Origin of the sequence: Candidatus Poriferisodalis sp. (assembly GCF_965208895.1) — a bacterium.
Classification (GTDB): domain Bacteria; phylum Actinomycetota; class Acidimicrobiia; order Acidimicrobiales; family Poriferisodalaceae; genus Poriferisodalis.
Window position 1 is genome coordinate 74,541 of record NZ_OZ242363.1, and the last position, 13,523, is coordinate 88,063.

The following is a 13,523-nucleotide window of genomic DNA, read 5'->3' on the forward strand; positions in this document are numbered from 1 at the left end:
CGTCGTCAGCAGTTGGCGGTGTGCCGCGCTCGACCGGCCGCCGCCGTGTGGCCGGCCGCTGCGCGGCTCAGTCGTCGGCGCGTCGCAGGATGTGCTCGACGATCTCGGGGCCGTGGGTGAACTGCAGGAAGTGACCGGCGTCTGGAAGCACGTCGATCGGTGCGTTCATCTGCGCGGCCCACATGCGGCCCCACTCCTCATTGAAACCGTCGTCGAGGGCGCCCCAGACGAAGTGGGCGGCCTTGTCCCAGCCCAGCAGCACCCGGTAGTGCAGTTCCTGACCGGCGCCGTTGCCGCTGTCGTAGTTCCCGACGGGGATGGACAGCGGGAACCAGCGGGCGCCGTTGAAGCCTTCTTCGGGCAGGCCCCGGAACGGCGCGGAGAATCCCGCGTACCTCAGGGCTGCTTCGCCTTCGAGTTCCGGTTCGACGCCGGCCTTGATCGCCGGAACCACGTCGCGTGGGCGGACCATGCGTCCGGCCAACAGGGGCACGAGACCGATGCTCGGCTGCGGGTGCGCATATCGGCCGCCTGGCTTCCACGCGGCGATCCATTGCAGGAAGCTCTCGTCGTATTCGAACTCCGGGTGGTGGAGCCAGGTGTTCATGATCACGAGCCGGCTGAACCGGTCCGGCATCATTGCCGCCTGGGCGAGGCCGGTCGGGCCGCCCCAGTCTTGGCAGACCACCGAGATGTCCGACAGGTCGAGACCGCATATCAACGAACTCAGCACTTCGGAGTGGCGGGCGATCGAGTACCAGTTCGGGTCGGTCGGCTTGTCGCTGCGGCCGAAACCGAGGTGGTCGGGGGCGATGCAGCGATACCCGGCCTCGACGAGACCCGGGATCATGGTGCGGTACAGGTACGCCCAAGTCGGCATGCCGTGCAGCAGCAGCATCACCGGCCCGTCAGAGGGGCCTTCGTCGATGTAGTGGACTCGCAGATCCTTCCACTGGTGGTAGCGGGGCTCGTAGTCCCAGTCGGTGAGTGCGTCGAAATGCGCATCGTCAGTACGTACGAAGTCAGTCATGGGTGCCTGCCGGATTCGTCGATGTCGGCAAATGATGCCCGAATCGGCCCCAGCTCCGCAGGGCCGCTGGGGCTGATGCGACGTACCTGCTGCGGAGTAGTTTTTGGAGGAACCGCCCGGCCTGCGGGCCTCGATTCTGAGACGTGTTGCCATGAGCATGACCGCCGTTCGTTCCCTGCAAAGGACTCCTGCTGCGGCGGGCCTTGAACCCGTACTCGCGGCGCTGCAGGAAGACGGCGGCGTCATTGTCGAAGGCATGTTCCCCGTCGAGACCATTGCCCAGATACGTGAAGCCGCTGATGACTTTGCCCGGGGCGAAGAGCCTGGCGGTGCCACGCAGGGCCTCGGCGACGACGGCAAGGGCTTCGTCGGGGCGAACACGATCCGGTTCTCGAGCCTGGCCCGTCTGACACCGGCGTTCTTCGATGTCCTCGACAACGAGCTCTACGCCCAAGTCGCCGATGCGGTGCTGCTGCCGATCTGCGGCTCGTACTGGCTCAACACGGCACAGGTGATGTACATCGGCCCGGGCGAGTCCGAGCAGATGCTGCATCGGGACGCCAACAACTGGTGGGCATTCGTGAAGGCCACGTGGCCGGATTCTCCCGAGGTCACGATCAGCGCCATGATCGGGCTTGAGGAGGTCACCGAGGAGTTGGGCGCGACTCGGGTGGTGCCGGGCAGCCATCGGCAGTCCGAGATTGCTCGCTATGAAGAGCGAGAGTCTGTGCCGGCCGAGCTTGGGCCGGGCGACGCGCTCGTCTACTCGGGATATGTGCTGCACGGCGGCGGCGCCAACCAGACGGCAGACCAGTGGCGCCGGGCATTCCATTGCAGCTTCGTCGCCGGTTGGCTGACGCCCGAAGAAGCCAGCCCACTCGATTTCGGCCTGGGCGAGTTGTCCGGCCACAGCGAACGCGTCCAGCGACTGCTCGGCCACAGCTCATACGATCCGCGCCCCTACAACGGAGGCGGCCTGTGGCTGCGCCACGCCCGCGAGATGCAGGACGTGGTAGGTGCCGCCCGTGAGTCGGGTTGAGATTGCAGCTGAGACGACTCGTCGGGCCCGATCACCCGCTCGAAGGCCGCGTCGGCGGTAGCGTGCTGCGTCGTCGCTGTGGCGCGACGCAGCTGATTTGACGAGCGTCGAGCTCGATTCCGGGCAGGAGTACCTGATGGATTTTCTGAAGATGAACGAAGGCGTGATCAAGGAGTTCCGCGAGAACGAGGGCAACTGCAGCGGCTGGCTCAATGGGGCACCGATGGTTCTTGTCACGATGACCGGGGCCAAGACCGGCCGGGAACTGTGCTCGCCGCTCGTGTACTCCACCGATGGCGACGACATCGTGGTCATCGCCTCCAAGGGCGGCGCCCCGGAAAACCCGCTGTGGTACTACAACCTCGTCGCCAACCCGACCGTCACCGTCGAGGTGGGCACCGACAAGTGGGAGGCCACTGCGCAACTCACCGAGGGCGACGAGCGCAAGCGGCTCTTCGATGCCCAGGCTGCGCTGATGCCGCAGTTCGCCGAGTACGAGACGAGCGCCGGCGAGCACGGCCGCGAGATCCCCGTCTTCCGCCTCGTCCGCAACTAGCCCTCGATCGGGGGTGTCCGATGAATGACCCCACCCGCGCGGTCACCGACGCCGAGTTGGAGACCTACGACCGCGACGGCGTCGTGGTGCTGCGCGACATCTGTCCCCTCGACTGGGTCGACGAATTCCGAGTTGTCCTCGACGGAGTGTTCAACCGCGAAACCGATGTCGGCCGCGAGGGGCTCGTGACCGGCGCGAGCCGAGCCGGAAGCAGGGTGGACGTCGCCGAGCGTGTGCGCCAGATGATGGAGAACCACGACGTCTCGACGCTGGCGACCGAGCCGAATCGCGTGCCGGTAGGGCGCAACATCGTGGAGACCGACGCGTGCAGTTGGCACGCCGGGCTGCGCGACATGCACGTCAACGGCCCCTTGCCGCCCATTGTCGCTGCTCTGACCCGCAGCGAGCGCGTGAATCTCTACAGCGACCAACTGTTCATGAAGGAACCCGGTTCGAGTGTGCGCACGCCGTGGCACCAGGACAAGCCGTACTGGCTGCTCCAGGGCACCAAGGTGGCGGTCTGCTGGGTTCCCGTCGATGAGGTCACGATGGAATCCGGCGTCATGGGCTACGTCGCTGGGAGCCATCGCTGGGGCAAGGTGTTCAAGCCGAATGACTTCGTGACCCTGAAAGGAACTTTCAAGCTCCCGGGCCTGAGTTTCGACGGTCTCGACGAACTCCCGGCGATCGACGACCACCCTGAGGATTTCGACATACGCAGGTACGAGGCCGGGCCCGGCGACGTGATCGTGCACCACTGGATGACGCTGCACGGCTCGCTGGGCAATACCAGCGCGGACCGGCTGCGGAGAGCGGCCTCGGTGCGTTTCGCAGGCGAGGACGTCACCTTCTACAAGCGAGCCTCGTCGCCCGAGCCGTTCCGCAACACAGTCGGGCTGCAGGACGGCGACGATCTCGACGGCGCCGAGAGATTCCCCCGGGTCTGGCCCCGCTGATCGGGACAAATGGGCGGGCCTGCCGCTGACCGCCTGTTGCGCTGCGAAGTCCGGCCGACACGGGAGTGGGGAAACGCCGGGCCCAGGCATCATGTGCCGGTGACGTCGCCGCTCCACCATTCGAAGAGCGATCGGCACCAGGCATTCAACGAGCTTGCCGGTGCCTACAGCCGGGCTCGGCCTCAATATCCCGAACCGTTGTGGAGGGCGTTGCGCGCCATGCTCGACGATCGTCCCGTCCCGGCAGTGGCAGCCGATGTCGGATCGGGAACCGGTATTGCGACCAGGCAGCTTGCGGCTGCGCTGCCGCATTGGCAAATCGTCGGGATTGAACCCGGCGAGGGCATGCGTGCCCAGGCTGCGAACGACAGCCGCGGCACAGCCATCGAATTCCGTGTCGGCAGTGCTGAAGATGTGCCCATGGAGGAAGCGTCAGCGGGTCTGGTAGTCGCTGCTCAGGCGTTGCATTGGTTCGATCACGCCCGCTTCTACGCCGAGGCTCAGCGGGTATTGGCCCCTGGTGGACTCATCGGGATCATCCAGAACAATCGTGTCTGGCAGCGCTCGCCCGTCTTCGACGCATACGAGGCGTTTCTTGAAGAGCACAGTCCGGGTTACTCACGGGATTACCGCTGTTTTGATGTCATCACCGAGTTGTCAGCGGCTGGCTATGCGCACGTCACACGTACGGCCTGCGAGTGGAGTTGGCCGATGACACATGAGTTGTTCATCCAGGTGGTGAGCTCAACCACCAAAATGCAGGCAGCGGTCGACAATCTGGGCGAAGCAGAGTCCACGCAACGGCTGCGAGAACTCCTGGTCATCACCACCCTTCGGGCAACTTTGAAGTGCCCTACATCTCCGATCTGTTTACTGGTGTGCGATGAGCCAGACCAGATCACAGCGCGCCAAGGCACTGCAAGAGTGGGCGGATCGAGTTAACCCGGCAGACCTCGTCGAATCCGATACGGCCTCGCTTCGGCTCATCAGCGAACTCGCGACTCGACGTGACGCCATCGACGAGCAACTCGCGGAGGCTGTGCGGTCTGCACGCGCCGAAGGTCGAAGTTGGTCCATGATCGGGGTCATGCTGGGGGTGTCGAAGCAAGCCGCGCAACGCGCGTACGGTTCAACGATTTCTGCGTGAGCCTCTGCTAGGAGAGTGGCCTGTGTGGAGGTCGCTGATTCGGGATGTTCCGGACTTTCCTCGACCGGGGATTGTCTTCAAGGACATCACGCCGTTGTTGGCCGATGCGGCGGGGCTGCGAGCTTGTGTTGATGAGCTGGTAGAGCCGTTCGGGGACCACAGCGTCGACCTTGTTGTGGCGCCTGAGGCTCGGGGCTTTGTGATTGGTTCGATGCCCGCGGATCGGCTCGATGCTGGCTTTGTGCCGCTTCGCAAGCCGGGCAAGCTCCCGCGCGAGACGCTGCGCGCCGGCTATGAGCTCGAGTACGGGTCTGAACGCCTGGAAATGCACACCGACGCCATCGTTGACGGGGCGAATGTGCTGATCGTCGACGATGTGCTCGCCACTGGCGGGACGGCTGCTGCAAGTGCCCGACTGGTCGCGCTCGGCGGCGGCAACCTGGTGGGCTACTCGTTCATTGTTGAGCTTGCGTTCCTCGCAGGTCGGCAGCAACTCGGCGAGACACACATCGCTGCGGCCATCGCCGTCGAGTAGGGAGCGCGACGGCATTGGGTACGAACGGCCGAGGCGTGGCGTTGGCGCCGTGACCGCGCTTACGGTGGGCCTGACCGAGGGATCCACTGAGCGAGGCCAGACATGACCACACCGACAGCAAAGATCATGAGCGCGGAGGCTCAGAACCTGGTGCGCAGGCCGAACTTCGCGCACCTCGCGACTGTCCGTGCGAACGGGTCGCCCAAGCTCGACCCGGTCTGGATCGACCTCGTCGACGAATCCACGGTGATCATGGCCACGGGTGAGGAGTCGCTCAAGACGCAGAACATCGTGCGCGATCCACGCGTGGCCATCTCGATCGTCGATATCGACAACCCCTACGAGGAGCTGCAGATGCGCGGTACGTGCGTGGTCGAGCCCGACGCCGATATGGCGGTCATCGACGCGCTGAGCCACAAGTACACGGGCAAACCGTTCCCGGCCCGTGGAGACACGGGCGTCGCGTTGCGGGTCACGGTCACCCAGTACTTGTACCAAGACCTGCCCTTCGAGCACACCCCGGTGTAGGCGGTCTCGACCTCAAACGCAGCACAGCACTCGCCACGACAGCGCCCAACGAGGCGCCGTCACGTCACGGCTGGTTGGCAGCGCCTGGCGTGGGTGCGTCGACCGTCTCGAATCGTCCGGTGACGTCGGGCACTCGGGCGTAGCTCTGGCTCGCACCCGACTGGCCGTCGTCCCAGTTGACGCTGGCGACGAGTGTCCCGTCCAGCAGCCAGATGCCCAGCTCTTCGTCGCTCCCGAGCGCGAAGCCGGGCCAGCCGTCCTTGTCGAGGCTGAATTGCATGTATGCACCTGGCTGGATGACTGTGCCGGCTGGGAAGGGCACTCGCTTCCCGACGTCCGTGAGATCGTCAGCCATCTCGAAGCCGTCGAGCGCTATGGGCACCCGCGATGCGTTGTGCAGCTCGAACCAGTCCAGCGGATCGCCCTTGGCGGCCACCTCATTGATGACCAACCCGACATCAAGCGGCGAATCTGAAGGGTCGGCGCCCTGGGCGTCTGCGCCGCTGACGCCAGACGGCGATGGGGACCACCCGTATGCACCCGAGAAGGCACCGGCGATAGCGGCGCCGGGGGTCGTTCCGCCGCTCGACAGCTCCAGTACGCCCTCGGTGAACGGCGAGAAGCTGTCCGGCGACGACGCTCCCGCCGGGATCGACCAGATTCCTCCCGCAATGGCATCCACGCCGATGACCAGCGTTCGGCCCGCCACCAGCTGGCGCGGGTCGATGACCAACGACATTCCGTTGACCGAGCCGTCGGAATCGAGCCCTGCGACGACGATGGACGCAGGTCTGTCGATCTCCGGAAGCAGGATGCTCTCGTCGGGGTTGGCGTCACCGGCGAAAACCCCGATGCGGTCAATCGACTCGGGGGATCCGTCCAGCACCAGGTTGTGGATTGTTCCCTGCCCGAACGGATTGGGGCTCAAGTTGCTGCCCCAGGTCGTCTCAAAGGTGACCTCTAGGGTTCCTGACCCCCCGGTGGGCGGCGCAGTCAACGCGGTTTCGGGCCACTCGGCTTCGGGCCACTCGGGAGGCGCGGGCGAGAGATCTGCGAGGATTTCGGCTTTGCGTTTGGAGATGAAGGTCCGCAACCGCTCGGTGTCGGCCGCTGCCGTCCTGGCTTCGGCGGGAAGGGCGTGTTGCTGCACGATGGCGGCCATCTCGTCGACCGCCGCCAACAGCTCGGTCTCGTCCCAGATGTCGTCCAGAAGCTGCTTCAGCCGTGCGACGTATTTCGCCCGCCAATCCGGGTGGTTGTACAAGCGGTTGGGAATGGCGGTAAGCGCCAGCACCGACGGCGGAGGATTGGAGATGTTGTCGAATGGATTGGGGTCGTCGGAAAGGTGGAATGTGCCGTCGGTGCCCCACGGCATGAACACGAACCGGCCGTCGGGCACACGGTAGAACCAGTAGTTGTTGCGGTCGCCGGCGTAGCCGTCCCAGTGACCCACCAGTACTTCGGTCGCCCAGAACGACAGGAAGCGGTCGAGGTCGACGATCTCTTCCAGCGCCGCCAGTCCGGCCTCGGAAGGGTCGCTCAGGGCTGCGACCACGGCGTCGATGTCGGACCAGTCGTCGGCGTTTTCGTTGGTCTTCTTCTCGAATGTGCCGCGGAACTCCGGCGTGAAGTCGCTGACCGTGCCTTCGTACAGGTTGCCTTCAGCACTCCCGAAATGGTGCAAGAGGAACGGGGCCTTGAACTCCTCGACGTGTACGTACAGCCCGAGATCGGTGCCGTTCACCGACACGGTGGCGAAGTTGCAGCGCGGTGCAGGGTTGCCAGCAGCGGCGAACACCCGGAACGACAGGCAGGTGTTGACCATCGAAGGGTCCTGAACGCTGTTGTTCAGGGTCATCCGGTTCATGCCCTCTGACAGGGATTGATCGTCGACGTACTTGTCGAAGCGGAGCTTGAGGGACGGCTTGGTGGAGCTCTGGGAGCCGACGAAACCCTTCTTGCGCACACCCACCGCTGCGTGCATCTGGCCGTCGACGGTCACCGTGGCGCTGAACCACGTGTAGATGCTGGCGAAGGGCCGCGAGAGGCCGTATTCCTCGATCTCCGCGAATACGTCCGCGAGGGTGCGAGTCTGGTGACGCAGGGTGTCCCAGTCCTCGACGGCGATCTCGATGCTGATGTCGAGCACGTGGCCGAGGTCGAAATAGGCCTCGCGCGGCAGGGCCTCGCCGTCCTCTCGAAGTGCTACTGACGCAGTGGTCGTAGAGGGGACCGCGTCCGGGGCGAGCTCGGTGGTGGACGGGGCTGCATCGGAGGCGAGACTCGGGGCCGCCCGAACACCGTCGTCGGCCGTGCTGGTGCAGCCAGCCGCGATCATCGCGGCAGCCACGAGCACGGCGGCCAAGCGGCGCTGACGTCGAGCCCGTGATCGCATTCGTCCACCTCCCAACGTCAGCGAGACGTGAGCGGACCATATCGGTAGGCCTCATCGGGTATCGCGGTCAGCCCGCTTCGCTGTCCCCAGGTGCCCTTTAGGGTTGCGGCCGTGTCAGCGACACCCGCCGATCGACAGCACTACGACGCGATCGTCGTCGGCGGAGGGCCGGTCGGCAGCATCGCGAGCCTGCGTCGCCTTTCAGCAGACCTCACGCTGACCGCCGCCTCCGAGAATACGGGGAGAATCGCATGGACATCGTGCTGACCGGGACGGGCTCGCCGCTGCCTGACGCCAACCGAGCCGGTCCGTCGACGCTGGTCAAGGCCGGCGACACGCACATCCTCATCGACGCCGGCCGTGGCACCGTCATGCGCATGGCCGGCGGCGGCTCGCTGCCGATCTTCCTGAGTGCGGTGCTGATCACCCACCTGCACAGCGACCATGTGTGTGCGCTCAACGACGTGATCACAACCCACTGGATCATGAGCCAGGGCAACGCGACCCTGCAGGTGTACGGCCCGCCGGGCACGGCGAAATTCGTCGAACGCCAGATGGGCGCCCTCGAAGCCGACATCGGCTACCGCATCGAGCACCACGACACGCTGGTCAACGGCCCGAGAGTCGAAGTGACCGAGTTGGAAGCGGGAGACACCTTCGACGTCAACGACGTTCACGTCAGCACTGCGGCCACCGATCATGCACCGGTGCGGCCCACGCTCGGATACCGGCTTGCCCATGACGGCGCTGTGGCCGCCGTGGTCGGCGACACCGTGCCGTGCGACGGCGTGGACGAGCTGGCAGCGGGTGCCGACGCCTATGTACAGACCGTCATACGGAAGGACTTGGTCGAGCTGAGCCCCAACGAGATGTTCCAGGACATCGGTGACTACCACTCCGGCGTGGTCGAAGCGGCGCAGACTGCGGCCAGAGTCGGCGCCAAGCGATTGGTGCTGACGCACATGGTCCCCGCGCCCACCCCCGAGCAGTACCCCGAATGGATCGAGCTGGCCGCGGCGCACTTCGACGGCGAGATCGTCATCGGTGACGACCTCACGACGATCGCACTCTGAGCCGCTCAACACCGACGCCATACACTCGCCGGCCTGCCAGAGACTGGAATCCCATGACAGCGACCGCCGACTCCATCCCAGTCGCCTACACGCCCACCGGGGGCTGGACGCGATGGCCGCCGCCGATCCTGACGGGTTGCACCGAGCCGTTGTGCGACGGTGCGCCGGACATGCGGGGTTTCTGGCGGACCATCGAGGTTGTCGCCGACGGCGCCATCCAGCCTGAACATCCTGCACTCGGGCACGTGCAGCGGATCGAGCAAGCTGCTGATCGGGTGGTGGTGACCGGCGCCGGCATCATTCACGACATGCGCTGTGACGGGACACTGCGCAATGGCGTCCATGACGTAGCCGAGTTCGACAAGTCGGTCGAGATCCACGTGATCGCCAGCTTCGAGGACGGTGTCCACGTGCTGCGGCCGCACGGTCTCGACTCAGAGGCTGAGCCGGAAGGCGAAGCCGTGGCCCGAGCGGCCCGTGAGCGCAGCGAACAAGAGCGGGAAACAACAGACGACGCGACGAGGAAGATCGCCTCGCGGCGCAGCCTCTTGGGCACCGGCCCCATCGAGGTACGCCGCAGGCGTGAGGGCGAGCACCTCATATGGGACTACCTGGGATTCACCGCCCGCCTGCAACGGATCGCCCCGCCCGACGCGGACCCACAATTCGTCTTCGCCGAAATCGAGTCACAGGAGCAATCACCATGAAGATCCTCCGCACGCCCGACGAGTGCTTCGCCGATCTGGCGGGCTACGACTTCGAGCCGCACTACGTCGAGATCGGTGACGGCGAGGACGGAACGCTGCGTGTCCACTACCTCGACGAGGGACCGTCCGACGCCGACCCGGTGCTGCTGTTGCACGGCGAGCCGTCGTGGGCGTATCTGTACCGCCACATGATCGGGCCTATCGCCGAAGCCGGGCACCGGGTGATCGTGCCGGACCAAGTCGGCTTCGGCCGCAGCGACAAGCCCGCCGAGCAGTCCGACTACAGCTACGCCCGCCACGTGGCGTGGATGTCGAGCCTGATCTTCGACGCGCTGGACCTGCGCGACATCACCTTCTTCGGCCAGGACTGGGGCGGTCTGATCGGCCTGCGGCTCGTCACGGCGCAGCCGGACCGGTTCGCCCGAGTGGCGATAGCCAACACGGGCCTGCCCACCGGGGACCGTCAGCCCAGCGAAGCCTTCATGAACTGGCAGAAATTCGCTCGGGAGTCACCGGTCTTCCCGATCGGCGACATCGTGAACGGCGGGTGCCTCACGGAGTTCCCCGCCGACGTCATCGCCGCCTACGACGCGCCGTTCCCGGACGACTCGTACAAGTCCGGCGCACGCGCCTGGCCGTCGCATGTGTGCACATCTCCCGACGATCCCGAGGCTCAGCCGAACCGCGAGGCGTGGGGTGTGCTGGCGCAGTTCGAAAAGCCGTTCCTGTGCTGTTTCAGCGATAGCGACCCCGTGACCGCTGGAGCCGACAAGCCGTTCCGTCGGATGGTTCCGGGCGCCCAGAACCAAGCGCATGTCACCATTGAAGGCGCGTCGCACTTCCTGCAGGAAGACAAGGGACCCGAGTTGGCCCAGGTGCTCATCGACTTCATCGCAGCCGACTGAGAACAAACTCACCCGCTCCGCGACGGAGACGAGACAAGTTCGGTCGCGGCATGATCGCGGGCTATTGCTGGTCGCACAGCAGTGATGATGGGCGGCCACGGCAAGGAACGCGTAGTCGCTCCGCAGGTCCACGGGCGCGCTCGCCACTTCGGTCCGCAGCCGAACGCGCTATTCGCTGAGGTCGCACGAGAGACGGTCTGCATCGCACTCCCGCAGCGATGGGATTACTGCCCACAGACCTCCTGAGACACGCTGTGATTGTCTGAATCCACTGGTCAGTCGCTGTTTCGAGGTGTATCTGAAACGTTCGTATCGTATGCAGCCATCGACGGCGCGTCAAGCTGGTTCGCAGGGATACGTCACGCGGCCCGCGGCGGCGGCGGGTCGTTGTCGCGGCTTGGGGGGAGTTGGGCGCGGTCGTGCGCTTCGGCGCGATCACGGGTTGCTTGGTCGTGGGCGATGGTGCGCATCAGGGACTGAACCGATGAGCGGCTCCATGTCGTCTTGCCTGTGGGAGTCAGTATCCCGAGTGAGGTGAGCTCGGCAGCGATCTGCGCGAGGCTGCGGCCTTCGGCGCGCGCATGCGAGGCGAGGGTCTTGGTGGCCTCGTCATGTTGGCTGGGCCGCCCGAGGCGCACGCCGCGGCTGCGGGCGATCGCCAGCGCCTCGGTGGTGCGGGCGCTTGCCATAGCGGACTCGAACTCCGAGATAAGGGCGCGAACGCCTATGAATAGGTGGCTTTCGGGGCACGCGAGACCGACTGGGGCGTCAAGCGCGGCGAGCGTCCAGCCCTCGATCTCGGCGCGTTCGTAGAGACGCAGCAACTCGATCGTCGAGCGCGCGAGGCGGTCCGAGCGTGCCACGGCGAGCACTTGGATGCGTCCCTCTCGAAGCTGCTCGAGCGCAGCGCGAAGTCGAGGCCTTCGCTGGGTGGGCGTCCTGCCCGAGACGGCGTCGTCGGTGATCCGCTCGATGATCTGCCAGCCGCGGTCGGCTGCTGCTCGGTCCACGGCGCAGTGCTGAGCTTCGGTGCTGAGGCCTGACTCGGCCTGTGCGCCGGTGGACACCCGTGCATATGAGACCGCCTTCAAGCGGCGGGATACGTGTGCTTGTTCAGTCATGGAACAACGGTGCCCGTTCTGTATCCGAAATGAAGGATTCGCGATCACGTCGGCATCGCGGGCGGTATCACTTGCATGGGTCCCTCTCCGGCGCCGACGAGGTCGCGGATCGCTCACATCAGCCGATCCGCTCACCAAGGACCCTCCAATGCCCAAACGGACTCTCGCGGCGCTGCTGGCGCTGCTCGTCGTTGCGTCAACGCTCGCCGTGGTCGCGCAACCCGCAGCGGCGCACAGCCAGACCAAGACCGTGCAGCGCTGCGCCTATGACCCCTTCGCCGGCCAGCAGTGCTGGACCGAGACCGTCAACGTCTCCCACGTCCACAGATGCCCCGCAGGCATGACCGGCACCCCCCCCAGCTGCTACGCCCCGCCGCCCGCAAACACCGAGCCGCGCGACACCAGAACGAGCGAGCAAGCCGCCGAGGACGAGCGCAAACGCGAACAAGCAGAGGCCGAGCGCAAGCGCATCGCAGCCGAGGAAGAGCGCAAGCGCCTAGAGGCCGAGGAAGAGCGCAAGCGCCTAGAGGCCGAGGAAGAGCGCAAGCGCATCGCAGCCGAGGAAGAGCGCAAGCGCCTAGAGGCCGAGGAAGAGCGCAAGCGCATCGCAGCCGAGGAAGAGCGCAAGCGCCTAGAGGCCGAGGAAGAGCGCAAGCGCATCGCAGCCGAGGAAGAGCGCAAGCGCCTAGAGGCCGAGGAAGAGCGCAAAACCACCACGACCGACATCTGCGGCGACTACGCAGAAAACCTGATCGACGCGCTCAACAAGGTCAACGACGGCACCAACACCCCGCCCACGCTGCCCACCCAGCCCGCCCAGTGCGAAGGCTCCGATGGGATCGCAGCGGCAATGAGCAAGCTCAAGGCTCTGCACGACGCCGCGGTTAGCAAGCTGATCGACGCGCTCGAGGCTCTGAACGACCGCGCGTATAGCGGGCTGATCGACGCGCTCGAGGCTCTGGGCGACCCGCCCGACCCCGGCGACCTGGCCGTGGAACTCGGCCAGGAGCTGGAGGATCTCTGGGACGAATCCCCGACCGAGGCCAAAGTGGTCATCGCGGCTGCGGCGTCCACCGTGGGATGCGGCGTGCTGGTCCTCGCAATCACCAAGACCACCGTCGCGTCGGGAGGTGCAGCAGCGCCGGGCTGGGTCGCGTGGATCGCGTCTCCGGCGGGCAAAATAACCGTGGACGCCACATGCACAGCGGCAGTGACTGCTGCTGTCATCGCGGTACAGCACTTTGCTAGCCGGAACGACGACGACGCGGCCGACGACGACGCGGCCGACGACGACGCGGCCGACGACGACGCGGCCGACGACGACGCGGCCGACGACGACGCGGCCGACGAGAACTCGGCGGGCAGCTACTGCGGCCCGTGGACAGCGTTCGCGTGGCGCCCGGGTCGCGGCGGGGTTACTCTGTTCGTGAACGGTGCCGGATACAGCCAGTACCAAAGCAGCTACGACAACCGAGATTGGGCCATCGAGCAATGCGAAGCGGCCCTCGCCGGCCTCGGCCAATGAGCGCCC

The 13,523-nt window shown here is 65.8% G+C and carries 14 protein-coding genes; 11 read left to right on the forward strand and 3 right to left on the reverse strand.

The features are described 5' to 3' along the window. Nucleotides 1–67 precede the first annotated feature (67 nt). The gene (locus tag ACOGJB_RS00395) at nt 68–1,030 is read right to left on the reverse strand and encodes an alpha/beta fold hydrolase (protein WP_419838864.1); all 963 of its coding nucleotides are present in this window, start codon (nt 1,028–1,030) and stop codon (nt 68–70) included. 151 nt (nt 1,031–1,181) lie between these two features. Between ACOGJB_RS00395 and ACOGJB_RS00400 the strand changes: the two genes are divergently transcribed. From ACOGJB_RS00400 to ACOGJB_RS00425, 6 genes are all read left to right on the forward strand, one after another. Next, nucleotides 1,182–2,069: a phytanoyl-CoA dioxygenase family protein gene (locus tag ACOGJB_RS00400; RefSeq protein WP_419838865.1), complete on the forward strand. Its 888-nt coding sequence runs from the start codon at nt 1,182–1,184 to the stop codon at nt 2,067–2,069. Between the two features lie 97 nt (nt 2,070–2,166). Further along, on the forward strand, nt 2,167–2,625 hold the full coding sequence (locus ACOGJB_RS00405; RefSeq protein WP_419838866.1) for a nitroreductase family deazaflavin-dependent oxidoreductase: 459 nt from the start codon (nt 2,167–2,169) through the stop codon (nt 2,623–2,625). Nucleotides 2,626–2,645: 20 nt separating this feature from the next. Further along, the gene (locus ACOGJB_RS00410) at nt 2,646–3,581 is read left to right on the forward strand and encodes a phytanoyl-CoA dioxygenase family protein (protein ID WP_419838867.1); all 936 of its coding nucleotides are present in this window, start codon (nt 2,646–2,648) and stop codon (nt 3,579–3,581) included. 99 nt (nt 3,582–3,680) lie between these two features. Continuing rightward, nucleotides 3,681–4,523 (forward strand): class I SAM-dependent methyltransferase, encoded by an 843-nt coding sequence (locus ACOGJB_RS00415; RefSeq protein WP_419838868.1) that lies wholly within the window; start codon nt 3,681–3,683, stop codon nt 4,521–4,523. A 227-nt stretch (nt 4,524–4,750) separates the two neighbouring features. Further along, nucleotides 4,751–5,263: an adenine phosphoribosyltransferase gene (locus ACOGJB_RS00420; protein ID WP_419838869.1), complete on the forward strand. Its 513-nt coding sequence runs from the start codon at nt 4,751–4,753 to the stop codon at nt 5,261–5,263. Between the two features lie 102 nt (nt 5,264–5,365). Next, nucleotides 5,366–5,791: a PPOX class F420-dependent oxidoreductase gene (locus ACOGJB_RS00425; RefSeq protein WP_419838870.1), complete on the forward strand. Its 426-nt coding sequence runs from the start codon at nt 5,366–5,368 to the stop codon at nt 5,789–5,791. A gap of 64 nt (nt 5,792–5,855) precedes the next feature. On the opposite strand, the gene ACOGJB_RS00430 is transcribed toward ACOGJB_RS00425, so the two are convergent. Continuing rightward, entirely contained in the window at nt 5,856–8,186 is a 2,331-nt protein-coding gene (locus ACOGJB_RS00430; protein ID WP_419838871.1) for a CotH kinase family protein, read from the reverse strand. Nucleotides 8,187–8,297: 111 nt separating this feature from the next. Here ACOGJB_RS00430 and ACOGJB_RS00435 point away from each other — a divergent pair, with 111 nt between their 5' ends. From ACOGJB_RS00435 to ACOGJB_RS00450, 4 genes are read left to right on the forward strand one after another with little or no spacing between them, the layout of a single operon-like run. Further along, nucleotides 8,298–8,453 (forward strand): hypothetical protein, encoded by a 156-nt coding sequence (locus ACOGJB_RS00435; protein ID WP_419838872.1) that lies wholly within the window; start codon nt 8,298–8,300, stop codon nt 8,451–8,453. Next, nucleotides 8,438–9,259: an MBL fold metallo-hydrolase gene (locus tag ACOGJB_RS00440; RefSeq protein ID WP_419838873.1), complete on the forward strand. Its 822-nt coding sequence runs from the start codon at nt 8,438–8,440 to the stop codon at nt 9,257–9,259. The genes ACOGJB_RS00435 and ACOGJB_RS00440 overlap by 16 nt, the downstream gene beginning before the upstream one ends. A gap of 53 nt (nt 9,260–9,312) precedes the next feature. Further along, nucleotides 9,313–9,966 carry a hypothetical protein gene (locus ACOGJB_RS00445; protein ID WP_419838874.1) on the forward strand — a complete coding sequence of 218 codons (654 nt, stop codon included), beginning with the start codon at nt 9,313–9,315 and terminating at the stop codon, nt 9,964–9,966. Continuing rightward, entirely contained in the window at nt 9,963–10,871 is a 909-nt protein-coding gene (locus ACOGJB_RS00450; protein ID WP_419838875.1) for a haloalkane dehalogenase, read from the forward strand. Before ACOGJB_RS00445 ends, ACOGJB_RS00450 begins: the two co-directional genes overlap by 4 nt. A gap of 359 nt (nt 10,872–11,230) precedes the next feature. On the opposite strand, the gene ACOGJB_RS00455 is transcribed toward ACOGJB_RS00450, so the two are convergent. Further along, nucleotides 11,231–11,992, reverse strand: coding sequence for a recombinase family protein (locus ACOGJB_RS00455; protein WP_419838876.1), 762 nt, complete (start codon nt 11,990–11,992; stop codon nt 11,231–11,233). 148 nt (nt 11,993–12,140) lie between these two features. Between ACOGJB_RS00455 and ACOGJB_RS00460 the strand changes: the two genes are divergently transcribed. After that, entirely contained in the window at nt 12,141–13,517 is a 1,377-nt protein-coding gene (locus ACOGJB_RS00460) for a hypothetical protein (RefSeq protein ID WP_419838877.1), read from the forward strand. Nucleotides 13,518–13,523 lie beyond the last annotated feature (6 nt).

What these genes read in the sequence shown, in the direction of transcription:
- ACOGJB_RS00395 (WP_419838864.1), bottom strand. Translation starts at nt 1,030, where the DNA reads ATGACTGACTTCGTACGTACTGACGATGCGCATTTCGACGCACTCACC.
- ACOGJB_RS00400 (WP_419838865.1), top strand. Translation starts at nt 1,182, where the DNA reads ATGAGCATGACCGCCGTTCGTTCCCTGCAAAGGACTCCTGCTGCGGCG.
- ACOGJB_RS00410 (WP_419838867.1), top strand. Translation starts at nt 2,646, where the DNA reads ATGAATGACCCCACCCGCGCGGTCACCGACGCCGAGTTGGAGACCTAC.
- ACOGJB_RS00425 (WP_419838870.1), top strand. Translation starts at nt 5,366, where the DNA reads ATGACCACACCGACAGCAAAGATCATGAGCGCGGAGGCTCAGAACCTG.
- ACOGJB_RS00430 (WP_419838871.1), bottom strand. Translation starts at nt 8,186, where the DNA reads ATGCGATCACGGGCTCGACGTCAGCGCCGCTTGGCCGCCGTGCTCGTG.
- ACOGJB_RS00440 (WP_419838873.1), top strand. Translation starts at nt 8,438, where the DNA reads ATGGACATCGTGCTGACCGGGACGGGCTCGCCGCTGCCTGACGCCAAC.
- ACOGJB_RS00445 (WP_419838874.1), top strand. Translation starts at nt 9,313, where the DNA reads ATGACAGCGACCGCCGACTCCATCCCAGTCGCCTACACGCCCACCGGG.
- ACOGJB_RS00450 (WP_419838875.1), top strand. Translation starts at nt 9,963, where the DNA reads ATGAAGATCCTCCGCACGCCCGACGAGTGCTTCGCCGATCTGGCGGGC.
- ACOGJB_RS00455 (WP_419838876.1), bottom strand. Translation starts at nt 11,992, where the DNA reads ATGACTGAACAAGCACACGTATCCCGCCGCTTGAAGGCGGTCTCATAT.
- ACOGJB_RS00460 (WP_419838877.1), top strand. Translation starts at nt 12,141, where the DNA reads ATGCCCAAACGGACTCTCGCGGCGCTGCTGGCGCTGCTCGTCGTTGCG.